This is a genomic window from Pseudomonas sp. RL_105y_Pfl2_101, assembly GCF_963970585.1.
In the GTDB taxonomy this organism is placed as follows: domain Bacteria; phylum Pseudomonadota; class Gammaproteobacteria; order Pseudomonadales; family Pseudomonadaceae; genus Aquipseudomonas.
The window spans coordinates 235,352-258,296 of record NZ_CAXAPG010000003.1; the positions used below are offsets into that span (position 1 = coordinate 235,352).

The 22,945-nt window shown below is 57.3% G+C and carries 21 protein-coding genes and 2 pseudogenes; 13 read left to right on the top strand and 10 right to left on the bottom strand.

The window, feature by feature from the left end; genetic code table 11:
* Positions 1-41 precede the first annotated feature (41 nt).
* The gene (locus tag AACY31_RS05980) at positions 42-698 is read left to right on the top strand and encodes a 2-haloalkanoic acid dehalogenase (protein WP_339482593.1); all 657 of its coding nucleotides are present in this window, start codon (positions 42-44) and stop codon (positions 696-698) included.
* A 45-nt stretch (positions 699-743) separates the two neighbouring features.
* On the top strand, positions 744-1,232 hold the full coding sequence (locus AACY31_RS05985; protein ID WP_003203167.1) for an Lrp/AsnC family transcriptional regulator: 489 nt from the start codon (positions 744-746) through the stop codon (positions 1,230-1,232).
* Between the two features lie 138 nt (positions 1,233-1,370).
* Here the strand turns inward: AACY31_RS05985 and AACY31_RS05990 are convergent, their stop codons facing one another.
* Together AACY31_RS05990 and AACY31_RS05995 are read right to left on the bottom strand one after the other, a co-directional pair.
* Positions 1,371-2,324 (bottom strand): alpha/beta fold hydrolase, encoded by a 954-nt coding sequence (locus tag AACY31_RS05990; protein ID WP_339492747.1) that lies wholly within the window; start codon positions 2,322-2,324, stop codon positions 1,371-1,373.
* A 213-nt stretch (positions 2,325-2,537) separates the two neighbouring features.
* A complete protein-coding gene (locus AACY31_RS05995; protein ID WP_339482591.1) occupies positions 2,538-3,185 on the bottom strand; it encodes a VOC family protein in 648 nt (215 codons plus the stop codon).
* 563 nt (positions 3,186-3,748) lie between these two features.
* Between AACY31_RS05995 and AACY31_RS06000 the strand changes: the two genes are divergently transcribed.
* Together AACY31_RS06000 and AACY31_RS06005 are read left to right on the top strand one after the other, a co-directional pair.
* A complete protein-coding gene (locus AACY31_RS06000) occupies positions 3,749-4,534 on the top strand; it encodes a substrate-binding periplasmic protein (protein WP_339482590.1) in 786 nt (261 codons plus the stop codon).
* Positions 4,535-4,861: 327 nt separating this feature from the next.
* Positions 4,862-5,266, top strand: coding sequence for an acyl-CoA thioesterase (locus AACY31_RS06005; protein ID WP_339482589.1), 405 nt, complete (start codon positions 4,862-4,864; stop codon positions 5,264-5,266).
* 108 nt (positions 5,267-5,374) lie between these two features.
* On the opposite strand, the gene AACY31_RS06010 is transcribed toward AACY31_RS06005, so the two are convergent.
* Positions 5,375-7,543, bottom strand: coding sequence for a TonB-dependent siderophore receptor (locus AACY31_RS06010; protein ID WP_339492749.1), 2,169 nt, complete (start codon positions 7,541-7,543; stop codon positions 5,375-5,377).
* A 167-nt stretch (positions 7,544-7,710) separates the two neighbouring features.
* Positions 7,711-8,085 carry a tautomerase family protein gene (locus AACY31_RS06015; protein ID WP_339482587.1) on the bottom strand — a complete coding sequence of 125 codons (375 nt, stop codon included), beginning with the start codon at positions 8,083-8,085 and terminating at the stop codon, positions 7,711-7,713.
* 107 nt (positions 8,086-8,192) lie between these two features.
* On the opposite strand from AACY31_RS06015, the gene AACY31_RS06020 reads away from it, so the two are divergent.
* A complete protein-coding gene (locus AACY31_RS06020) occupies positions 8,193-9,080 on the top strand; it encodes a LysR substrate-binding domain-containing protein (RefSeq protein ID WP_339504107.1) in 888 nt (295 codons plus the stop codon).
* A gap of 103 nt (positions 9,081-9,183) precedes the next feature.
* Here the strand turns inward: AACY31_RS06020 and AACY31_RS06025 are convergent, their stop codons facing one another.
* Positions 9,184-9,633 carry a GNAT family acetyltransferase gene (locus AACY31_RS06025; protein WP_339482585.1) on the bottom strand — a complete coding sequence of 150 codons (450 nt, stop codon included), beginning with the start codon at positions 9,631-9,633 and terminating at the stop codon, positions 9,184-9,186.
* A gap of 198 nt (positions 9,634-9,831) precedes the next feature.
* On the opposite strand from AACY31_RS06025, the pseudogene AACY31_RS06030 reads away from it, so the two are divergent.
* Positions 9,832-10,157: pseudogene (locus tag AACY31_RS06030) on the top strand (cupin).
* Between the two features lie 85 nt (positions 10,158-10,242).
* Here the strand turns inward: AACY31_RS06030 and AACY31_RS06035 are convergent.
* The gene (locus AACY31_RS06035; protein ID WP_339482584.1) at positions 10,243-10,887 is read right to left on the bottom strand and encodes an FMN-dependent NADH-azoreductase; all 645 of its coding nucleotides are present in this window, start codon (positions 10,885-10,887) and stop codon (positions 10,243-10,245) included.
* Between the two features lie 106 nt (positions 10,888-10,993).
* On the opposite strand from AACY31_RS06035, the gene AACY31_RS06040 reads away from it, so the two are divergent.
* Entirely contained in the window at positions 10,994-11,848 is an 855-nt protein-coding gene (locus AACY31_RS06040) for a LysR substrate-binding domain-containing protein (RefSeq protein WP_339482583.1), read from the top strand.
* A gap of 63 nt (positions 11,849-11,911) precedes the next feature.
* Here AACY31_RS06040 and AACY31_RS06045 read toward each other — a convergent pair whose 3' ends face one another.
* Complete coding sequence (locus AACY31_RS06045; protein ID WP_339492751.1) at positions 11,912-13,078, bottom strand: MFS transporter; 1,167 nt, start codon at positions 13,076-13,078, stop codon at positions 11,912-11,914.
* A gap of 94 nt (positions 13,079-13,172) precedes the next feature.
* Here AACY31_RS06045 and AACY31_RS06050 point away from each other — a divergent pair, with 94 nt between their 5' ends.
* Both AACY31_RS06050 and AACY31_RS06055 read left to right on the top strand, forming a co-directional pair.
* Positions 13,173-14,084 (top strand): LysR family transcriptional regulator, encoded by a 912-nt coding sequence (locus AACY31_RS06050; RefSeq protein WP_339504109.1) that lies wholly within the window; start codon positions 13,173-13,175, stop codon positions 14,082-14,084.
* 142 nt (positions 14,085-14,226) lie between these two features.
* Positions 14,227-16,809 carry a bifunctional diguanylate cyclase/phosphodiesterase gene (locus tag AACY31_RS06055; RefSeq protein WP_339482577.1) on the top strand — a complete coding sequence of 861 codons (2,583 nt, stop codon included), beginning with the start codon at positions 14,227-14,229 and terminating at the stop codon, positions 16,807-16,809.
* A gap of 313 nt (positions 16,810-17,122) precedes the next feature.
* On the opposite strand, the gene AACY31_RS06060 is transcribed toward AACY31_RS06055, so the two are convergent.
* Positions 17,123-17,509: a hypothetical protein gene (locus tag AACY31_RS06060; RefSeq protein ID WP_339492752.1), complete on the bottom strand. Its 387-nt coding sequence runs from the start codon at positions 17,507-17,509 to the stop codon at positions 17,123-17,125.
* 136 nt (positions 17,510-17,645) lie between these two features.
* Positions 17,646-18,563: a LysR family transcriptional regulator gene (locus AACY31_RS06065; RefSeq protein WP_339504111.1), complete on the bottom strand. Its 918-nt coding sequence runs from the start codon at positions 18,561-18,563 to the stop codon at positions 17,646-17,648.
* Positions 18,564-18,647: 84 nt separating this feature from the next.
* Here AACY31_RS06065 and AACY31_RS06070 point away from each other — a divergent pair, with 84 nt between their 5' ends.
* From AACY31_RS06070 to AACY31_RS06085, 4 genes and pseudogenes are all read left to right on the top strand, one after another.
* Positions 18,648-19,439: an NAD(P)H-dependent oxidoreductase gene (locus AACY31_RS06070; protein WP_339504113.1), complete on the top strand. Its 792-nt coding sequence runs from the start codon at positions 18,648-18,650 to the stop codon at positions 19,437-19,439.
* Positions 19,440-19,573: 134 nt separating this feature from the next.
* Positions 19,574-20,004 (top strand): annotated as a pseudogene (locus tag AACY31_RS06075) (helix-turn-helix domain-containing protein); the annotation flags it as partial.
* Between the two features lie 321 nt (positions 20,005-20,325).
* Positions 20,326-21,144 carry an abortive infection family protein gene (locus AACY31_RS06080; protein WP_217855354.1) on the top strand — a complete coding sequence of 273 codons (819 nt, stop codon included), beginning with the start codon at positions 20,326-20,328 and terminating at the stop codon, positions 21,142-21,144.
* A 63-nt stretch (positions 21,145-21,207) separates the two neighbouring features.
* A complete protein-coding gene (locus AACY31_RS06085) occupies positions 21,208-21,888 on the top strand; it encodes a hypothetical protein (RefSeq protein WP_339504116.1) in 681 nt (226 codons plus the stop codon).
* A gap of 169 nt (positions 21,889-22,057) precedes the next feature.
* On the opposite strand, the gene AACY31_RS06090 is transcribed toward AACY31_RS06085, so the two are convergent.
* A complete protein-coding gene (locus tag AACY31_RS06090; protein WP_339504118.1) occupies positions 22,058-22,681 on the bottom strand; it encodes a glutathione S-transferase family protein in 624 nt (207 codons plus the stop codon).
* Positions 22,682-22,945 lie beyond the last annotated feature (264 nt).

Below are 22,945 nucleotides of genomic sequence, written 5' to 3' on the forward strand. Positions count from 1 at the left end.
ATGGAGCGTTGATCGATGGGACATCATCGGAGGCTTTACAGATGAGGCTGACTGAATATCGGGCGTTGTTGATCGACTGCGATGAGGTCCTGGTGGATCGGGACTCCGGCGTCTGGACGGCGTTGCAGCCGCTGCTGGAAAACCATGGCGAGCCGTTGGACAAAGCACAGGTGCTCGCCGATTTTGACGAAGTGCTGCAAGCCTTATATCCGCGTTTCGGCGAATTGGGCTTCAGCGGCTTGCTGTGTTTCGCCCACCGTCAATTGGCCGAGCGCTGGAAGCTCAAGGTCAGTTGGGAGGAGGGCATGAGCTTCGCCCGCTCGGCTGCCGGTTGGACGCTGTTCGAGGATGCGCCGGGTGCGATGCTCTACCTGCGCAAGTTCTATCGGTTGTTGGTACAAGGGGATCGCGATGCCGAGGACCGGGGCGTGTTGTGCGAGCGCCTGGGCATCGAGCCTGATGATTTTATTTCGCTGGCGAGCGACCCGTTGCAGGATCACGATTGGCTGGCGGCCAATGGCCTGAGCGCCGAGACGATTCTCCAGGTGACCCGCCCCGGCGCCCGCCCACGGTCGGTCGGGGCTGTCTGCCTGATCTGCCGTAACGCCGACATGTCTCCCGCGCCCTGTGCGGCGCACTACTGTATCAACAGTATGGCTGATCTGGTCGCTCAGCATCAGCTGTCCTTACGACGCTGATTTTGTTAGAAGATTGTCTTACAAACGGCAGGCAAGAGGTATGCGATGGAAGGTTTAGCGAAACTGGACCGGATCGACATCAGCATTTTGGTAGAGCTTCAAAAAGATGGCCGCATGACCAACGTCAGCCTGGCCGATGCCGTGGGCTTGTCCGCCAGCCCATGCCTGCAACGGGTCAAACGACTGGAGTCGTTGGGGTACATTTCCAGCTACAAGGCCCATTTGAACCTGGCCAAGATTACCGACTCGGTGACGGTCTTCACCGAAGTCACCCTCAGCGACCACAAGCGTGAGGACTTCGCCAAGTTCGAATCCAACATCCGCCTGGTGGATGAAGTACTCGAATGCCACCTCATCAGCGGCGGCTACGACTACCTGGTGCGTTTCATGACCCGCAGCATCCAGGACTATCAGGACGTGATGGAAAGCCTGCTGGACAAGAACATCGGCATCTCCAAGTACTTCAGCTACATCGTCATCAAGTCACCGGTGCGCAAGGACGAGATTCCGTTGCGTAAGTTGTTGCGGCATTGAACCCATGACCCATCCTGGAGCAACTGTGGGAGCGAGCCTGCTCGCGATGACGGTGTGTCAGAGAGCTGGATGCTGACTGACACTCCGCTATCGCGAGCAGGCTCGCTCCCACAGGGGATGCCTGGTGGCAAGCCTGCTTTATTCCTGGAGGAAGGTCAGCAGATCCTGGTTCAGGCGATCCTTGTGCGTCTCGGTCAAACCATGCGGCGCGCCAGGGTAGACGATCAGTCGGGCGCCCTTGATCAGCGCCGCCGAGGCCCGGCCTGAAGCGTCGATAGGCACGATCTGGTCGTCATCGCCATGGATCACCAGGGTCGGCACGTCGAACTTCTTCAAATCACCGCGAAAGTCGGTCGCCGAGAATGCCGCGATCGAGTCGTAGGTATTCTTGCTGCCACCCTGCATGCCCTGCACCCAGAACGACTGGATCAGCCCTTGGGATGGCTTGGCGCCCTTGCGGTTGTAGCCGTAGAACGGGCCCGAGGCAATGTCCAGGTACAACTGCGAGCGGTTCTCCAGGGACGCCTTGCGCAGGCCATCGAACACCTCGATAGGCAAGCCTTCGGGGTGGGTGTCGGTCTTGAGCATCAACGGCGGGACAGAGGACACCAGCACGGCTTTCTTCACGCGAGCGGTGCCGTGACGGCCAATGTAGCGGGCCACTTCACCGCCCCCCGTCGAGAAGCCCACCAGCGTGACATCCTTAAGGTCCAGCGCTTCAATCACCGCCGCCAGGTCATCGGCGTAGTGATCCATGTCGTTGCCTTCCCAAGGTTGGCTGGAGCGACCATGGCCGCGACGGTCATGAGCCACCACGCGATAACCCTTCGAGGCGAGGAACATCATCTGGCCTTCCCAGCTGTCGGAGTCCAGTGGCCAGCCGTGGCTGAAGGTCACGACCTGACCATCGCGCGGGCCCCAGTCCTTGTAATACAGCTGCACGCCATCCTGGGTGGTGATGTAGCTGGCGGACTGGACCACGCTGCCGACAGCAGACGCGCTGGCAGCGGCCTGGACAGGCGATGCGGCCTCGGCACTGAGGGTGGCCAATGCCAGGGTGGCGACAGCGAGGGTGCGGTTGAAGGTGTTCATCGTTTCTCTCTCCATAAGGTCGGTTTGATCTGCGGCGATCGTCATCGATCGCGTTGGTGGGCAGATTAGAGAGAGAGGCTGAGGACGAGAACGGCGCGGGTATCGATAGCAACTATTAGAAAATTCCAATAGCTGCGTTTTACGTCGGTTGCGAGGTGAATATTCGTGGTGAGGACGCGTGCTCCCGTTGGGTGGCGCAGCCACCCAAAACGGTCACACGGGGGAAAGCGGCAGTGTCTTCAGGCCATTGGGGGTTTGAATATGCGCAAGCAGATAGGGGGCCGAAGACGCTTGCAACGCGTGAAGATGAACCGGGCCGGAAAAGTTCATGGCCGTCAGGATCGCTTTGATTTTTTCCGGATCCGTATGAAAGACATCCAGTGCCAATAACGAACAGCCCTTGTCCTGGAGCGTGTCCGCCGGATGAAGCCCAGGCGCCCATTGAATGAGGGTGGGGGCTGATCCATCCATGGGAAGGCTTCCATCAGCCGGTATGGTTATTTGCCAATTCAATGTTCCTCTCGTCATGGGTTCGACATCCCCGACAAGGCCAGGGCAGGCATCACGAGCGGTATGGATATCATCAGTGCGTGCCACCCAGGTCGCCAGGCGTGCCGGCGAATGGGGGGCCAATTGATCAAGGCCGAACCAGCGTGCCCGGTCCGGACGTATGGCGGACGGGTCCACGGCAATCACTTCGAGGTAGAGTCCGGGGCCAAGGTGCAGCAGCCTGTTATGTGTGCCCATGCGTGAATGGACGCCGCCCGGTTGAAGGTCGACGCCCAGCGCGTCAGTCACGAACGCGCAGCCGGTATTGAGGTCCGTTGCGACGATGACGAGGTGATCAATAGTGGTTTTCATCTGTTCATCCATCCGTGGGTTGGGAAGTATCGGTAGCCATCAACCAAAAGAAGGCATTGGCCCCAGCGAGTGCAACGGTCGCTCAATATTTGTAGACGATGCCCAGCCTGCCCATGATCTCCAAGGTGTTGACCAGGCCCTGGCCGCGAAAGCCTGGTATCCATCTAAGTGCGTGCGATGGCCAACAACTTCAAGTCATGGGCCTCCAGCAGTGCATTGAAGTACTGCAACAGCGCGCGCCCAATCGTGGGTGCGGTTGATGGCATCGATGGCTTTACGGTCAGGCGCAGGGGTTTCAATGCTCAACTGTCGCCGCGGGGCGAGGGCATTGACGGCGTCGACCCCGTAGGGCGACCACGCCTTCCATTCGAGCCCCGCCAACTGATTGATCTCGGTGAGCGCTGACTCGACCTGCGTCTAAGCCTAGTCGCGGGCCGATATCCGATTCGCGCTGAGCGTACACCAAGGCCTGGGGAGCCAAGGGGCGGAATGTGGACTGCCTCAGCTGTTGGGCATGTGTTTGGGGCTATGCTTACCTGGCCCCCTTGAATCAGGCCACACCCATGCACAAACACCGAACAATCCGGCGGGAGAACTCGTGGAGACATTTGACACCGGTTGCAGCGCTGCTCTGCTTATTGCTCGGCACGGTTGATGCCAGGGCCGAGGAGTATCAAGTCGTCACCGAAGAGTGGGCACCGTACAACTACCAGGAAAACCACCAGCTCACCGGCATGATCACCGAGGTCGTCCGGGCCATCATGGCGCTGACCGGGAATGACTTCAAGGTGCTGTTGCAGCCGAGTATGCGAGCGAGTCAGATGCTGAGGAACCGGCCCAAGACCATCATGTACTCCATGTTTCGCACGCCGGAGCGCGAGCCGTTGTACAAATGGGTCGGCCCGATCGTGGAAGAGTCCATCCACCCCTATCAGTTGGCCAATACGCCCCCACTGGACACCTTGGAACAACTCCTGAACGCCCCCCAGATCACTACGCGCCACGCCGGCCTGGTGCCCCTGAGGCTGCAATCGCTGGGCTTCAACAACCTGGACAAAAGCGCCACCGAGAGCAAGCTGCTCTACCGCATGCTGCTCGCCGGGCGCACCAACATCATCATCGGCGATACCGACGCGGGCGTGGCCTATTACAGCCGTCAGTTGAACATCGCGCCGGGCACCTTGCGACGGATTCCTATCGAGCTGTATCGCTCATCGCTGTACATCGCCTTCAGCCCTGACAGTGAGGATGAAGTGGTGGCGGCGTGGGCCAGTGCGTTGGAGCAGTTGCGGCGTTCGGGGGAGTTGGAGCGGATTCAGCGGCGGTATGAGGGGGCGGTGGAACAATGAATGCACGGAACCGGTGAAAGCCGGCCCCGCAGACCTGCACTCACTTCACGCTCTGCATATGCATGTCGATGGATATCGAGTCATTTTTGTCGTACTGGCGTGATAGAAGAAGCCATAAGCTCGTGGGTCTTCGCGAAAGGTGCGCTACTCAACGGGTTGAGACGGGTCTTAGGCTTGTCGGATGACATCGTTTTCGCGCATCTGGCTGCTGGGCGTCGACGGCTAAGCAAGCAGGTATTAGTACGGCTTTCTACCGCTCATTTTGATTATCATTCTTGAGTGACAAAATATGTACCAAAGCTCTGAGAACTAAAGGGAAATAGATCAATGCCTAAGGCGGTTTTCGTCAGTAGAACTATTTTGTTTGGCGACTGTGATCCGGCAGGAGTGGTTTACACACCGCGATTTTCATATTTTTCAGTAGAGGCAATCTACGTAGCGCTCGATGAATGGCTGGGCACGCCCGGGCTTAGAACACTCATGGGCTTTGAGATATTGCCGCCCGTACGCGCCATGTCAATGGAGTTTCTGATGCCTCTGACGTGGGATGATGAGTTGTCTATCAAAGTCAGCGTGGCGAAGTTGGGCGTTCATTCGTTCACGTTTCTGGTCGAAGGGTTTGTTGTTAATGGGCCCTTATCTTTTGTGGCGAATGTCACTCATGTATGTGTCTCGCCGGAAACCAAAGAAGTTGTAGCCGTTCCCGCGCAACTGAGAGCGCTTCTTTCATAAACCGCTGGCAAGACGTTCGCCTGGACAGAGAAAGGGACGGTTCCATGTGCTGGGGCTGGCCCTGAAACAGGCATAAACTCGATTCAGGACCAGACAAATCCACGGTTTCTAGAAACTGTACTTGGCAGTCAGCATCATGTTGCGTGGGCTGCCGTAGGAATCACCGCCGTAGCTCACGGAGTTGGCGATGGTCGAGTAGTACCTGCGATCGAAGATGTTGTTGGCGTTGACCTGCAGGTCCAGGTTCTGGCTGACCCGGTAGCCGGCCATCAGGTCGGTGATCGCGTAGCTACCTTGTTCGAGGCGGTATTTGCTGCCATCAGCCAGCGGGATGTCGTTGTACAGGCGGCTCTGCCAGGAGACGTTACCGCCCACGCGCAGCTTTTCCAGCGGGCCCTGGAAGTGGTAGCGGGTGGTCAGCTTGAACAGATGCTCCGGCGTGTCGGTGTCGAACTGCTTGTTTACGTTCTGTGGGTTGGCGGCATCCTTGATGGTGTGCGTTCGTGCGTAGGTGTAGCCACCACCGACTTGCCAGTTTTCGGTCAAGGCGCCTTGCAGTTCGAAGTCGATACCCTGGCTGCGAATCTCGCCGGAGGCTTCATAGCAGGTTGCTTGTGGGCAGTTTGCGGTAAACATCTGCACGGCGCGGTTTTCCTGGTCGACGCGAAACAGCGCCAGGCTGGCATTCAGCGCGCCCTCAAAATATTCGCCCTTGATGCCGACCTCGTAGTTCTTGCCAACGATCGGCTTGACCGGGGTACCAGAAGTATCCTTGGAGCTCTGCGGCGTGAAGATATCGCTGTAGCTGACGTAGACCGAGTGATGGTCGTCCAGGTCGTAGATCAAGCCGGCGTAACGGGTGAGGTGACGGGTGACCTTGTAGTCGGTGTCACCATCCCGGTTGTCGTAGTCGTACCAGTCCAGGCGTGCGCCGAGGATCAACTTCAACGGGTCGGCCAGGCTCAGGCGTGTGGTGAGGTAGACGCCATCTTGAGTGGTGACGTCGCGCTGGTTGTTGGTATGAACGAAGTTCGGTTTACCCCCATTGATCGGCCAGTTCGTGTCGTACGGGCTGTAGTTGTGGGTGGTCTTGTCGTAGATGCGTTTGCTGGCGCCCACCACCAGTTCATGGCTGCGCCCGAACGCTTCGAAGGGCCCACTGGCAAAAGCGTCTACGCCGGCCTGGTTTTCATCGACGTCGGCCTGGTAAACCGTGCGGGCCAGCGTGTTGTTGTCCCAGCGCGATTGGTAAGAACCGGAGAACAATGCGTTCTGTTCGGAGTAGTTGGCGTTGACCTGAAGGTTCCAGTCATTGGCCAGGCGATGACGGACTTCGGCGAATACCGTGTTGATCTCCTGATCCTTGTTCTCCCAATCCGTCCCCGGATTGTAGGAACGTGGCAGGTCCAGATGATGGCCGTCCTGGCCGATCATCGAAGAGCCCCAGAAGTAATTGGTCTTGTCCTTCTGATGGGAAAAACCCAGGGTCAGGGTGGTGTCTTCGCTCAGGTCCGCTTCGGTGACCGCATAGAACAGGCCATGATCCTCCTCGACATTGTCGATGAAACTGTTGGCGTCCTGGTAAGAGGTCACGACCCGGCCGCGCAGCGAGCCACTGTCGTTGAGCGGGCTGGAGGCATCGACCTCGCCACGGTAGTCGTCCCAACTGCCGGCGGCACCGGTCAGGGTGACTCGCTGCTCGGCCAAGGGCCGCTTGCGGATCAGGTTGATGGCGGCCGAAGGGTTGCCTGCACCCGTCACCAGGCCGGTGGCACCGCGCACCACCTCGACCCGATCAAACATCGCCAAGTTAGGCTGGGAGCCGACGTTAACGCCGTCATAGCCACTCGGGATGCCGTCATACATCAGGTTGTCGATTTCAAAACCGCGTGCCTTGTAGGTCTGCCGGCCAGGACCGGAGGAAAAGTCCAGGAACAAACCGGGTGTCGCCTTGACCACGTCGTTGATGTCGGTCATCGCCTGGTCATCCATGCGCTGACGCGTAATGACGGTGACGGCTTGTGGGGTTTCACGCATTGTCAGCGGGAGTTTGGTCGCGGTCGACATCGCGCCGGTGGTGTAGGACTCGGTGCCTTCCGTGGTGCTGCCTAGCTGGCCGCTGCCGGAGACTTCGGTCGCGTCTAGTTCCAGAGTGGCCGGCGGTGCGGCGCTGTTGTCATCGGCGTAGGCGGGGGCGAGGGTGGCCATGCAGATGGCCATGGCTAGAAGATTGCGGGCAGGGGAGAAGTGATGCGGCGGGGTGGTGCGAGTTGACATGAGCAGATCCTGAATTACTAATGCGTATGAGAGTGATTCGCAATAAATATTACAGGATTTGTCTGAGCGATAAAGTTTGTTGCGGGTGGGGTGGGCGATGCGCAGTATGCATCGCCACCGAGTACAACCATCTCCGATGACCGTCGAACCCTGCACAAACCTGAAGGCTAATTGCCCCGGCCACCACCAAACGACCATTCATCGCTGGCCGTAGTGGTGATCACCACCATGACATCCTCTGCATTGAGACCTGGCGCCCGCCCCAATTTCTCGACCAGATCGCGGTAGAAACGCTGTTTCGTCTCGACGCTTCGAGGGCGGCCAGCGGTAATCGTGATCAGCACAAAGTCATGGCTACGCGGTCCGCCCAGGTAGTCGGGATCAAATATCAACTCACCCACTTCATGTTGGTGGATGGCTTGGAAGCGATCGGTCTTCGGCACCTCGAAGCTATTAACCAAGGCATCGTGCAGCCCTTGGGACAATGCTTGTAAATACTCGGCGGACTTCCCCCGGTGCAGTGAAATACGTGAAAACGGCATAACAGTGACTCCTATGGCTAAAGCGACAGGGGGAAAATTATCAAGTCGCGATAGTTCCGAATATCAGATTTAATAGGGAGGATCATCCTGATTTAGTGGACTATTCAATGCGCCGACCGACCTTCGATCTTGATGTATTACGTACTTTCGTCACTGGCGTGGAGTTCAACAGCTTTGCCAAAGCGGCGGATCGTCTCGGTCGATCGACTTCTGCCGTGAGTGCTCAATTGAAGAAACTTGAGGAGCAAATCGGTACTCCGGTACTGGCCAAATCCGGTCGAGGGTTAGTCTTGACGCCCGTGGGTGAATCACTGCTCAGTCATGCCCGTCGGTTGCTGGAACTGAACGACGGTATTTTCCAGACCCTGCATGAAAGCCAAGCTGCGGGGACAATTCGCCTCGGGCTTCAAGAAGACTTTGGGGAACATTTACTGAGAGAGATCCTTCGACGCTTCATCCAGACTTACCCAATGGTGACTCTCGAGGTCAGAATCGCGCGTAACCTCGAACTGCTTGCGCTGGTCGAAAGTGCTGACCTGGACTTGGCCCTGACGTGGGACACAGGGCACACGTCGCCCTATGCCACGCGACTGGGCGAAACACAGATGCACTGGATCGGGGCCCGTGACATGCCGTCACTGACCCGCCTGGCTGACTCACCGCTGCCATTGATCATGTTCGACGCGCCTTGCGTCTTGCGTAGCGCTGCCACTCAGGCACTGGATGCCGCGCAAATTCCTTGGCGAATCGCCCTGACCAGCCCCAGCGTCGCGAGTATCTGGGCGGCCGTCGCGGCCGGCTTGGGCTTGACGCTGCGAACTCGCATCGGGCTGCCGAGTCATCTCGCCGTCGTTTCCGGCTTGCCGGCCGTACCAAGCCTTGGCTATGTGCTTCACAGCAGTGGAGAAACCCCGACGCCCGCTATCAAACAACTGGCCGCGTTGATCAAAACGAGCCTGCAAGAGCAGACGTTCGGTTTTGCGGTTGCGCAGTAGTTGGAGGTGTCAGATTGAGGACCTGATGCACAGGTCAAAAGTAGTGGTCGACGCGAAGTGGGGTATAGCGGGAATGCACTCTGAACCGGTGGCGGACACGCCCTCAGGACTGTCCGCCAGGCAGCACGATATTCGATTCGATTTTCTTCCCCATGCTGATGCGTGGCTCGACTGAGTAGCCCAGCGATTCATAGAACGTTTTGACGTTCTCATTTGCGCTGACAATTTGCAGGTTGATCTTCATGCACCCTCGGGCAGTCAACGCGCCCTCAGCATGACGGACCAGGTTTGCCCCTAATCCTTTTCTACGATGAGCAGGATGCACCGCCACCGAGTACAGCCATCCCCGATGGCCGTCGTACCCCGCTAGAACGGTGCCGACAACTTCCTCTCCAGCCAGAGCAACAAAAAAGAGGCCATCGGATACGGCCAGCTTCTTGTCGATAGCCAGGCCGGGGGCATTATGGGCGGTTTCGTAACCGAATACGGTTTCCCACAGTTGCATGACGCAAAGCCGATGATGTTCGTTTGAATAATTGGCAATGGTATCCATGGCGCAGCTCCCGAATTGAAAGGGCTGACGCTATCTCCCTGTTGAGGATGCTGTCCATTGTCTTTGTTTGGCAAATGCTCGTGGCGACATGGACTTCAAAGCAGGGATACGTTTTACCCTGGGTCGTCCTCCAACGGATCACACCTTTAAGGGGCTTTACTTCTAGTCAGGCCCTGCAGGTAAAGTTGGGAGCGCGCGATGAGCAACGAACAGGTGGCGCCTGAGACGAAAGGGGTAACGGTGACGTTACTGTCAACGATTGACCTGGGGCCTGAGATCGAGGGTATGGCAGGCGGGTGACCCTCGAGCCTGGAGGCGTCTTCGGGCCGACTCACAACCCTGTCGACAGACCCGGCACCGTCTACATTCTGCAAGGCACGATCACTGACCATCGAAATGACGTCGCCACGGATTACGGACCGGGAGTGGGCTGACCCGAGGACCGCAACACCACGCACTGGCTTGAGAGCAGAGGCACGATTGTGGCGGTGGGGATCTCGGTCGATATTGTCAGGCAAGCGTAAGTTCATGGGCTTCACTTGAACGGAGCAACCAGCCAATTCTTCAAACGCCCGCCCGCCGGATCTTCTGCCTTCCTCTCATTGATCATCAGGGGCTGATAAAACTGTCTGCCAGGTCCCTGGCCTGCTGAGTCGCCGCCTCACGCGCGTGCCGATCGACGTCTTCCCCCAGGATGGTTTTCTCCACAATCACCGCATGCACGTCCGTGACGCCGATAAATTTCAGCCAGGCTTCCACGTAGGGTTTCTGGAAGTCGAAGCGCTCCGCCGGGGTGATCGACTGCGCCGAAAAATCCAGGCCACGGGCGTACATCACCACGGCGAGTTTATTGTGCAGCATGCCTTCCAGACCGCGTTGCGGGTCAACGCTGAACAGGATGTCTTTCTGCGATACCAGGTCGATGAAGTGCTTGAGTTTGTACGGAATGCTGAAATTCCACAGCGGTACGGACATCACGAGTACATCCGCACGGTGCAGGTGGCTTGCCAACGCTTCTAACGTGTTCCAGGCCTCTTGTTGTGCGGTGGTCAACGGCGTGCCATTGAGCCCGGCGTATTTGGCCTCCATGGCCAGCTCATCGAATTGCGGCAGCGCCATGTTCCAGAGGTCGAGGGTGATGATTTTGGTGTCCGGGATGTTCGCTTGATAACGCGCAATGAAGCTGCGCGCGACTTCAAGGGAAGCCGAACGTTGCTTGCGTGGAGAACACTGAATATGGAGAAGCGTCGTCATGACACACCTTGAATAATGGGAAGGCAGGGCAGGTGGGAGCATTGCAACATAGTTGTAATTGAAATATAAATCGTAAATTCCATCTCAATTGATCACGTATAAAACTATGTTCGATGCGCTGCTGCTCAAGACGTTGGTCACGGTCGTCGATGAAGACGGCTTCAGCCGCGCCGCCCGGAAGTTGCACCTGACTCAGTCTGCGGTCAGCGGCCACGTGCGGCGATTGGAAGAACAGATTGGTAAACCGCTGTTGACGCGCACCACCCGTTCCCAGCAACTGACGGCCGATGGCGAGCGTCTGGTCTCTTATGCGCGCACCATCCTTGCGCTGAACCGTGATGCCTGGACAGACCTGACACGCACGCCGTTTCATGGACGGCTGCGGATCGGGGTGTCCGAAGATTTTGTCGAGGCTCGATTACTGCGCACTGTTCAGGATTTTGCGGCGCAGTACCCCGGGATGGAGATCGAGGTGCAGGTGAACATTCCGGGTACATTGCTGGCGCTGATGAAGCAAGGGCATCTGGAGGTGGTCATCGGTTCGCTGTGCGAAACCAGCGAAGCAGGGCTGTTGCTATGGCAAGAGCCGCTGGTGTGGGCCTGGTCGGCGCAACCCGTCGCGCGGTTACCCACGCCGTTACCGCTGGCCCTGTTCCCCGAGCCGTGCCCTTATCGCGAGGTCGCGCTGACAAGGCTGGCGCAGGCGGGAATCGCCCAACGCACAGTGATGTTGTGCAGCAGCACGGCCGGGTTACGGGCGTCGGCCTTGGCAGGCTTCGCGGTAGCGCCCATGCCACTGAGTCAGTTGGGGCAAGGATTGGCGGTCATTGGGGCAGAACATGGGTTGCCGGATTTGCCGGATGCCCAATGTCGGCTGTTCACCTCGCCCGATGCGGATCAGACGATTGTCGCAGCGGTCACTCAGCTCATGCTGGAGTATTGCGCCAAGCGCAGGGCTTGATTGTCATTTCAAAGGGGCTGCTTGAGCGCCTCAATGGCGACTAACAGCCCCCTCACATCATCCTCACACCACCGCAGCCGCAATCGCTCTGGAACGCCAGGCAAAAGCCAACACCATCAGCAGCCCCAACCCCGCCATTGCCGCCCCGGCCAGGGAGATCGCCGGATAACCCAGCCCGGCATTGATCACCGCACCCCCGAGCGCCGCACCCATCGCGTTGCCGAGGTTGAAGGCGCCGATGTTCACCGCCGAGGCCAGGTTGGGTGCGTCCTTGGCCGCTTCCATGACGCGCATCTGCAGCGGCGGCACCAGGGCGAAGCTGGCGATACCCCATATCAGGATGGCCACGGCGGCCGGCAGCGGCCAACGCATCAGTACGGTGAACGCCAGCAAGACAAGAATCAGCACGCTCAGCGAAACGATCAGGGTGCGATCTATCGAACGGTCGGCGGCTTTGCCGCCCCACATGTTGCCCAGCGTCAACCCCACACCGAACAGCACCAGCATGGCCGTGATGTAGGCGGTGGACGCGTGGGTCTCGCTGCTGAGGATCGGCGCGATGTAGGTGAAGACGGTAAACATGGCACCCGAGCCGACGACGGTCAGGGCCAACGCCCCCAGCACCGGACCACGGCCCAGTACCCGAATTTCGGCCAGTACACCGACACCTTGCGGCGCCCGCAGGTTGGGCAGGGCGAACCACAACGCGGCCATGGTCGCCACGCCGAGGCCGGTAATACCCCAGAAAGCGGTGCGCCAGCCGAACAGTTCGCCAAACCAGGCGGCCAGCGGCACGCCGCCGATGGTCGCCAGGGTCAGGCCCATGAACATGGCCGCGACCGCCCCGGCACGCTTCTGCGGGGCGACCACGCTGGCGGCGACGATCGAGCCAACGCCAAAGAACGCACCGTGGTTCAGTGAGGTCACCACCCTGGCGACCATGAGGCTGTAGTAATCGGTCGCCAAGGCTGACATCAGATTACCCAGGGTGAAAATCGCCATGAGCCCGATCAGCAGATAGCGCCGGGGAATCCTGCCGGTGGTCAGGGTCATCAGCGGTGCGCCGAGCAGAACGCCCAGGGCGTAAGCACTGACCAACAGACCCGCAGCGGGAATGGAAACGCCGAGATCCGCAGCGATGCCCGGCAACATGCCCATGGGGGCGAACTCGGTAACGCCGATGCCAAAGGCACCAATGGCGAGTGCGACAAGTGGTGGATTGATACGCATGGAAGGCTCCTTATCTATGCCGCCAATGCTACGATCCAACTTTTTCAGGCGGTAGATAGCATTTTTGGCAATCACCTTTGCGTAAGAGGCACAAATGGACTTCAACGGCAGGTCAGGTGAAATGAGCGTGTTCGCCACCGTGGCGCAGGAAGGCAGCCTTTCAGCCGCCGCGCGTGCATTGGGGCTGACGCCCTCAGCGGTCAGTCGGATCATCGCGCGTACCGAACAACGCCTTGGCACCCGCCTGTTGCTGCGCACCACCCGAGCGATCACCTTCACCGCCGAGGGCGAGGCGTTCCTGCGCGGCGCCCGGCGTATCCTGGCCGACATGGCCGAGGTCGAAGAAGCCATCGCCGACCAGGGCGTACCCAGGGGCCGCTTGCGGGTCAGCGCGGCCCTTGGCCATGGGCGGCTGGCCATCGTTCCCTTGGTGGCAGCCTTCAGCGCCCGTTACCCGAACATCGTCGTCGACCTCACCCTCGGCGACGAAGTGGTCGACATTCTCGGCGGCCAGGCCGACGTGGCGGTACGCTTTGGCCATCTGCCCGACAGCCCGCTGACCGCGCGCAGGATCGGCGACACCGGCCAGGTAGTGGTGGCATCGCCCGACTATCTGCAGCGCCATGGCACCCCCCAGGAACCGGAAGACCTGCTACGGCACAACTGCCTACGCTTCAACTTCCGCCGTGCCGAACCCAACTGGCCGTTCATTCGCGACGGACAAGAGTTCTCCCTGAAGGTCAGCGGCAACATCGAATGCAGCAGTGGTGAAGCGCTGGCACAACTCGCGCGAGTAGGGGCCGGCATTGCGCGTATCGGCGAGTTCAGCGTGAGCGAGGATTTGCAGCGCGGCGATCTGGTACCGCTGCTGGAAGCCTGGAACCCCGGAGACCGGGAGCCGATTCATGCGGTGTTCATAGGGGGGGCGGCAATGCCGGCGCGGGTGCGGTTGTTTGTGGACTTCCTGCTGGAGCATCACCGGATGTATCAGTGTTCAGTGCGGTGACGGCGGTTTCAAAGGATTTCGTACAGAACCTAGCCATATCGGTGTTTCACACCAACGACAGAAAAATGAGCGCACTCACAGTTTCCTCAGCGCAGCCGATAGCGTTATACAAACTACTTGTATCTGCTGCCAGCAGGAAATTATGCCGAACAATCTCGCCTCCATCGTTACCCCCTCTAATCGCTCGAGCGTGTCGCTGGCACGGGCTTCTCTTTTCAAGTTTGTGGGCCTGTTGGCGTGTGTGTTTTTACTAGCCAGCGTTTCACTTATTTATCTTGCCCATGATTTAGACCGAACGGAGGAGGTCGAAAGCGCTTTTTACACCAAGAAGGCGATGCAATCGCTGGAAAAGTCGCTGCGCTCAACCGTCAAGGATTACGCATTTTGGGGTGATGCTTATCAGCACCTGCATACCGAAGTTGACCTAGACTGGGCCTTCGTTCGACAAAACGTCGGACCAACGATTTATAAGGACTTCGGCTTCCAGGGGCTGTTTGTCGTCAACGACGTCAATCGCACCGTTTACTCTGTGGTCAAGGGTGAGCTCAAAACTGTTGAAGTCTCTGAGTGGCTCGAGCAGTCCATTGCCGGGATTCTTGATAAGGCTCGTGCAGGCGCGGAAACAGAAACGCCGACCACTGCCTTTATCAATGTAAATGGCGTACCCGCCCTCGTCGCGGCAGCAGCGATTACGCCGGGCACCGACCCGTCGGTGGTGGCGGATGACAGGTCGCCGTCGGTGCTGATTTTTGTGGATGTTTTGAACCGCACCAAGCTCGAGCTGATCGGCAACGATTTTGGAGTCGAGCGTCTGCATGTCGCCACGGCCGACGAAGCGGGCGCAACGTCACTATTGCCATTGGGTAATGACGGTGCTGCCGTTACGCTGGGCTGGAACTCATCCAGGCCAGGCCTGCGTCTATTGGGGCTAGGGTTGCCATTGATCGGCGTTGCCTTGCTGTTGGTGTGTCTGATGACCTGGGCCATTTTGCGTCGCACCACCGCCGGGGCGCTGGTGCTTGACTCCAGCTATGCATCGCTACAGAGGAGCCAGGACGCCCTCGCCACCAGCGAAGCGCGTTTTCGTGACGTCGTTGAAACCAGCTCGGACTGGGTATGGGAAATAGATGCTGACTGGCGTCTGACCTTTTTGTCCGAGCGGTTTGAAGACGTGACGGGACTGTCCAGGGACGTTTGGATCGGCGCGGTGATCGACGATCTGTTGTGCACCGAATTGGGCACGTTATCCCAGTGGCTCAGCATCCCGAACCGTCGGCCGGATATCAGCGCTCAGTGCCGCTACGTCGATACCCAAGGTCGGGAGCGCATCACTCGCCTTTCGGCGCGCGCAATGGCAGGTGAAGGTTTTCGCGGTACGGCGACCGATGTGACGGAAGAAGTTGAAGCCCGTCGGCGAATCGAGTTCCTCTCACAGCACGACGCCTTGACCGGGCTCCCGAACAGGAGACGTCTTCAGGCGTTTCTGGACGGCAAACTCAAGGCACTGAAGACGGCAGAGCAACCTCTGATCATGCTCAGCTTGGACCTTGATCGTTTCAAAGCGGTCAATGACTTGCTCGGGCATGCTGCCGGTGATTTGGTGCTCAAAGAAGTATCGAGCCGGCTGGCGGAATGCGTGCGCGATGGGGATCTGGTCGCTCGCATCGGGGGGGATGAGTTTGTACTGATCCTCACCGACATGAGCATCCAGGAACAAGTCGAGGCGCTCTGTCGTCGCCTCATCGAGTCCATCGAGCGGCCTATAGCGATCGATGAGCAGGAAGTGTTCGTCAGCACCAGCATTGGCATCGCGATGGCACCAACGGACGCTGTCGAGGCCGCCGAGTTGCTTCGTTATGCCGATATTGCTCTCTACGAGGCAAAGGCCGGAGGTCGTAATACTTGGCGCTACTACGCGGGTGATATGAATGCCAGGATCATTGAGCGCCGTCGTTTGGAAAGCGACCTGCGTTTCGCCATCAAACACGGTGAACTACGTCTGTATTTCCAGCCACGCTATCGTATAGCTGACGGTCAGATGGTCGGTGCCGAAGCGCTGGTACGCTGGCAACATCCTGAGCGCGGCTTAATACCACCCGACACGTTTATCCCAATTGCCGAAGAGGCTGGGCTGATTCTTACCTTGAGTAACTGGGTTATCAGTACCGCTTGTCGCTCCGCCGCGCAGTGGCCGGAACACTTGTTTGTCTCAGTTAACCTTTCACCCATTGAATTTAAGCGAGGCAACCTGGTCGAGCGAATTCAGAAAACGCTTAACGACTCTGGAGTCGATCCTGCAAGGGTGGAGTTTGAAATTACCGAAAGTGTCATGCTTGACGGTGCCGCAGGCGCACTTGAGGTGATGCGAGCGCTCAAGCGCATCGGTGTGCGGATATCGATGGACGACTTTGGAACGGGATATTCTTCGCTGAGCTACCTGCGCGAATTCCCCTTTGACGGCTTGAAAATAGACCGCAGTTTTTTGAACCGTATGGGGGGGAACGAGGACGACACTGCCATCATCCAAGCTATCGTGGGTTTGGGGCGTGCATTATCTCTCATCGTCACAGCAGAAGGCGTTGAGACGGCCGCTCACTTGGAATTGCTCAAAGCAGTGTCGTGCGATGAAGGTCAGGGTTATTTCCTGAGTCGGCCGCTTGATATTGATTCGTTCAACGCTTTGGTAGGGATAGTAGTAGAGGTAAAGGAAGCTGGATTTAGATAACTCAATCGTCTCAGGGCTCATCGCCACATCGAATGACTGCGAATGGCCCAGAGTGTGTAAAAACGCTTCGCCAAAATTGAAATGTGCGCGTCCACGTTAAACCTGAAATTTATCGGCACGTCAGCAGATGTGGATTTCGCGTAGAAGCGCGATTTTCAGTCCGGTTTTGAGTTTCTGTCGTGCTCAAAAACGTTTTTACACAGCCTCGGCCGAAAGCAATCCGTTACTCCGGGTGGAGCTGACTTCCAGTTTGCAAGATGACCTGTCCGGATGTCTTCTCGGGTGCCATCGAGAATGAGCCCGCGGCAGTGGGTCATCGATGGCTCGCAGGTGCGTTGGTCGTGTGTACCTTGGCCAGGCGCAAGCGCCAGTCGCCGCCATGCCGGAGGCGGCATTCTTCTTCGGAGTCGAAACTGACGCAGCGGGCCATATGGGGGACGTGTACGCCGGCGTCGTTCAGGGCGGCGGCGGTCAGCTCACGCATGCGTTTGTCTGCCCCCGTTGAGAGGGCGTGTTCCTGGCTGGCGCGGCTGTCGAAAATCCAGATCACGCGCAGGCTTTGGGGAAAGGCGCGATAGTCGACGGTGTGGGTCAGCCAGGCGAAGCCCGGGATTTCCGTTTTGGCGGTTTCACAGGCTTCGGTCAGGGTGGCGATGAGACGACGCTCAACACGGGCGTCGTCACGTGAGGTGGATGGCATAAAAGGCTCCAGGCGGGGTGTTCAATAGCCCCCATAGGGGATCGGAGGACATTAGCTTCTTCCTTGGAGTGAACTGGACATTATTAACGCGACACGGGGCAGGGGGGCGTCGTCATCGTTTCATGGGCCGGTCCATTTATTTCTGCGTGCCGGTTGTTTCCAACGTCGAAGCAATAAGGTCGCGCAGCCACATATGGGCAGGATCGCGATGCAGTCGCTCGGGCCATAACATCAGCATTTCAAACCCGGGAATGGCCAGCGGAGGTGCCTGGACGTGAAGCGCTGGCTCATGTTTCACCAGCCTTTGCGGCACCACCGCAACCAAATCGCTGTGCACCAATGCTGAGACCAGCGAGTTGAAATTCGACACGGACAATACCACTCGCCGTTCCAGACCTTCAGCTGCCAGCGCGTGGTCGGTACTGCCAACGAAGCCGGCGCCATCAGGTGACATGACCGCATGTTCAAGGGCGCAGAACGCTTTGAGCGACAGCTTGGTTGCCAGCGCGGGATGGCCGCGCCGCGCCGCCAGCACATAGCGTTCGTGAATCAAGGAGCGCTGACGCAACTTGGGCGGCGCTTCATCGCGGGTGTGCAGCGCCAGATCGATAAGGCCGTTTTCCAGATCCTTGGCAAAGTCGACAGTCGGTTTATTCATAAGCGCCAACCGCGTGTGCGGGGCCAGGTGCCTGAGCCGCGAGAGCGACGGCCAGACCAAGGCAGTCGTCGCATAATCGCTGGCAGCGATCTTCCACGTTTGATGGGACCGTCCGGGTTCAAAAGCGGCAGCAGGACTCAGTGCGCTTTCCAGCGCGGCCAACGCGTCCCGCAGGGGCCCCTGCAATTCGCGAGCTCGCTCGGTGGGCGACATCCCTCGGGGGCCAGGCAGCAAAAGCGGATCATCAAGAAGATCTCTCAGCCTGCCCAATTGCAGGCTGACGGTCGGTTGCGCGAGATTGAGCAAGCGCGCTGCCCGCGTCACATTCTGCTCGGCTAGCAAGGCATCCAATGTGACCAGCAAATTAAGGTCCAGACGACGCAAGCTATTGTGCATGCAAATACCATGTGTTTTGGGAATTCATTTCTATCATAGCGGATGCAGGCTTACGCTGAGGGACACATTCAACGCGGAGCCCTCATGAAAATATTACTGATCTACGCCCACCCCGAACCTCGTTCGCTCAATGGCGCGCTCAAGGATTTTGCGATCACTCACCTGGAAACAGCAGGCCACGAGGTCGAAGTCTCAGATCTCTACGGCATGCAGTGGAAAGCATCCCTCGATCCGGACGACGCCCCAGGTTATGACGCAGAAACGCCTTTCAACCCGGCGCTTGAGTCCCAGCGTGTATTTGCCGCTGACAACCAACCGGCGGACATCCAGGCAGAGCAGGCCAAATTGCGCTGGGCCGATGCCGTCATCTTTCAATTTCCGCTGTGGTGGTTCTCGATGCCCGCGATTCTCAAGGGCTGGATCGAACGCGTCTACGCCTACGGGTTTGCCTATGGTGTCGGAGAACATAGCGAAAACCACTGGGGCGATCGCTACGGCGAAGGCAGCATGACAGGCAAGCGCGCCATGTTGGTGGTCACGATGGGCGGTTGGGAATCCCACTACAGTGGCCGAGGGGTGAACGGCGCGTTGGATGACCTGCTATTTCCTATCCAGCATGGGGTGCTTTTCTATCCTGGCTTCACGGTCATGCCGGCCTTCCCAATCTATAAGACCAGCAAGATGGACACCGCCCGGTTTCAATCCATTTGCACGGCTTATGCCGCTCGCTTGGATACGCTTTTTAGTGATCAACCCTTGCCGTTTCGGCGTCAGAATCACGGCGATTACGAAATCCCGGCGTTGACGCTTAAATCGCATCTTGCAGCTGGTCGTTGCGATCTTGGTATTCATATCAGTGACGGTGAGAGGGTTTGAGGTGAAGCGCGCATTGGGGGCTTGAGCCTAAGGGGGCTGGTAGTCGGGTCGCGCGCCTAAGGATTGATCATTCTTGGAGGTCAGTAATGACGGTCCCGGTGATGCTCAGGGCGAACCCTTCTCCGAAGACCGTGGCCCCCGTCTATGAGCGAGAGATTATCTTCCGCGTACTCCAAGGCCTCCATGGCTGGATGTTGCGAGACATCGCCGCGCCGGATACCGCGATGGCCGAATCAACCTGGCAATCCAATGAATCCGCCGCGACTTCGCCGAGTCCATTGGTGTTGAGCGATTGGCGCAACGCGCTTCAATGAGCGTCTCGGGATTCCATCGTCACTTCAAGGCGGTCACCAACCTGAGCCCCTTGCAGTACCAGACGCGGGTTTGCCTGCTTCAGACCAGAACCCTGATGGTGGCGAATGCCAAAAGCGTTATGGTGGCTGCCTTCGAAGTGGGCGACGAGAGTGCGACGCAATTCAGCCGGGATTAGGCGCGGGTGTTTGGGCTTTCGCCCGGACAGGATGCTGGGAGGATACTTGGCAATATGAAGGTGGTTAGAGGCTAGTCGGTTGGCGGGTTGATGAGGGGATAGGGGATTTTCTTGATTGGCGGCTTTCGGCCAGAAGCTGCCCCTGAGGAAACTGACTAATTCCTCGTCACGAGCACAGCCGCTCGACTCAAACAGCCCATGGACACGTTGCCACCGACTTTGTAATCTCTGCTGAAGCCATGTCGCTTTTTCTTCCTGCTTCATGTTGCGTTTCCACCGAGCCCCCGCATGCCGCTGAAGGATTTTTTCATGGCAAAAGATCGTTATCAGACGCAAGTGGCGGAAAACATTACGCCGCTTGTGGCGTTTACTTATAGTTGGCGTCTGGAGTGAAATTTGGCTAACACGATTCCAAACTCAGTTATAGGCGCAGTCGCTTCCGTCATTGGGGCGTACTACTTCAGCCATTCGACGCTGAACTCCCTATTTATGGAAAGCGGAGCGCCCGGTGACGCCCCAGTCGGGAACTGCGAGACGAAATGTTCCCTCTGGCTAAAGCGCTGCAACGAAGATCCGTCAGTGGATGCCTTGGTAGTACTCGGCCAAGTCATACAAAAATTCATGGATCAAGAACCCAACGACTGGCGTCCAGAAATCGCTATCGGCCAGAAAAGAATCCGTGAAAGTCTCGCGAAGAATCAGCTCACATATCAGCTAAACGGATACGTAGGGCTTGCTGGAGCAAGTCTTGCCGCTAAAACACTAGCTGACTTCCTCCGGGCTGGCGATTTTGCCTCTGTTGAGGCGGAATTCGAGCGAGCAATCGGTCAACTTGAGCGTGATCCCCATGCGGCTATCACCGCGGCCTGTTCAATCATTGAGGCGACTTGCAAGACCTACATTGAGACGTTTGCTCTAGATATGCCGACCAACCAGACAGTCACGCCGCTTTGGCGCACTGTTCAGAGTCACTTGGGCCTTAACCTGGATCCAACGCTCCGAGATGACCAGAAGAGAATTCTTCAAGGGCTGGCTTCCATCGTGGATGGTGTTGGCGCGTATCGAACGCATATTGGTTCAGCACATGGGCGTGGCGTAAGGCCGCCGTCACTAGCTGTATCCGAGGCACGTCTCGCGGTGAACGCATCGCATTCTTTGGTCATATTCATCATGGAGCGTTGGCACTCAGCGCAGACGCCCAACCATTTGTTCTAGCGGACTGCCTTCGGCAGCCGCTTAACTCAAGATTTATAGGCCTTATCAGTTTAAGAGTAGCCAATGAGCGATTATCAAGATTTATGTGCGATGTACGGCAGAAGTCCAAGTGACCCAGACTTTATCGATGACTTAATTGATGATTTTTCGAGAGAAACCACCCTCGAACAGGAAGATTATGAGTGGTATGAAGAAAATGAGAACAGAAAGCACTATCAGCTACTAGTGGACCAGCTAGAGAGTGTTGATATTATTCGAGAGCTAGATGTTCCCGAACAAGCACGATTTAGCTTTTTAGTTATGATTCATGCTCATGTGGTTTCTACTATTGAAGGGTATTTAGCTGGTGTATTTATCCATCAGGTTTGTAATTCTGAAGAGTTTACTAGGAAACTTGTTGAAAGTGACCCAGAGTTCTCCAAGCGTAAATTTACCTTGCGTGAAATATATCAAGAAAAAGAAACTTTAAAAGTAACCGTCGCAAGCTACCTAAAAGATCTGATATTCCATGACCTAAAAAAAATAAAGCCAATGTACGAAGCGGTTTTAAACCACAAATTCTCAGACCTCTCTTGGTTGTTTAAAGCCGTAGAGATTCGCCATCACTGTGTACATCGTGCCGGTTACAATAAAGATGGTGAAAAAGTAGAAATTTCAGTTGAATCCATCGCTGACTTGCTAAATCACGCAAACGATTTAGCGGGCGAAATTGATTCCACAGTTGAAACTGTGCATTCCTACTGATAACAACAGGCTCAAGTCTTTTGCTCCGCTCACTTGGACGTTCGCAAGCTACGCTCGCGGCCGTCCTTTAACCGAATGGTAGGCACTGACTGCTTATGGCTGAAAGCTGGCGGTAGCGACAGGATGCTATCCACCCGTGAAGCGGACACAAAACTCCTCTGAGACCGTGTCATGGCGTCCCGTTTCTTCCGTACAGGCGGTAGCCTGGTCGACGACTCAAGCGTTCGTAATAGTCGCTCACGGCAGGAAAGTCCGGATGAGCAAGCGGTGTTTCAAACCACCGATTAACTGACAGGCCGATCGGTATATCTGCGAGAGAAAACTCATCGCCGCTGACGTAGGCCCCGGTTGAATCGAGCTGTCGATTGAGGATCTCCATGTGCCTCGACCAATTGTTGCACGCGGCCGCCAACGCACGGCTGTCCTGATGCTCAGGCGAATGCCTGACCAGCGACATGAAGGCATAACTCCACGACTTGTTGAGATCTGACGCTTGCCAATCGATCCATTGATCCACCCGCGCTTTGGCTCTCGCTTCAGTCGGGTAAAGGTGAACGCCGTTGTAGCGCGACGCCAGGTAGCGAATGATCGAGTTTGACTCCCAAAGAATGAAGTCGTCGTCCTGGATGACCGGCACCATGGCATTGGGATTCAGCGCCAGGAATTCAGGTGTGTGCGTCGATCTGAAGCCAGAACCCCAATCCACCCGCTCAAAGGGAATTTCAATCTCGGCGCAGGCCCAGAGCACCTTTCGTACATTGATCGACGATGCCTTACCCAATATGCGCAACATTCCATGTCCTTATCGTTCGGGGTAGTTGGTCTGAACTACTGACTCTATCGCCTTGTGGAGCGGATTGTCCAGAGTCTGCTTTTGGCCGATTCTATTGAAAAAGTCGGCTATGGTTTGCGCATCAAAAAAGTACGTGCCCGAGATTGAAATCTTTACTTTTGGCAGAGGCTTCCAGACTCGGATTTCACCTAGCAGCGTGCAAACAAGGCGTTTTCACCAGTCAATGATCAGGCCGTTTGGGCAGACCGACTTTTTCAACAGAAT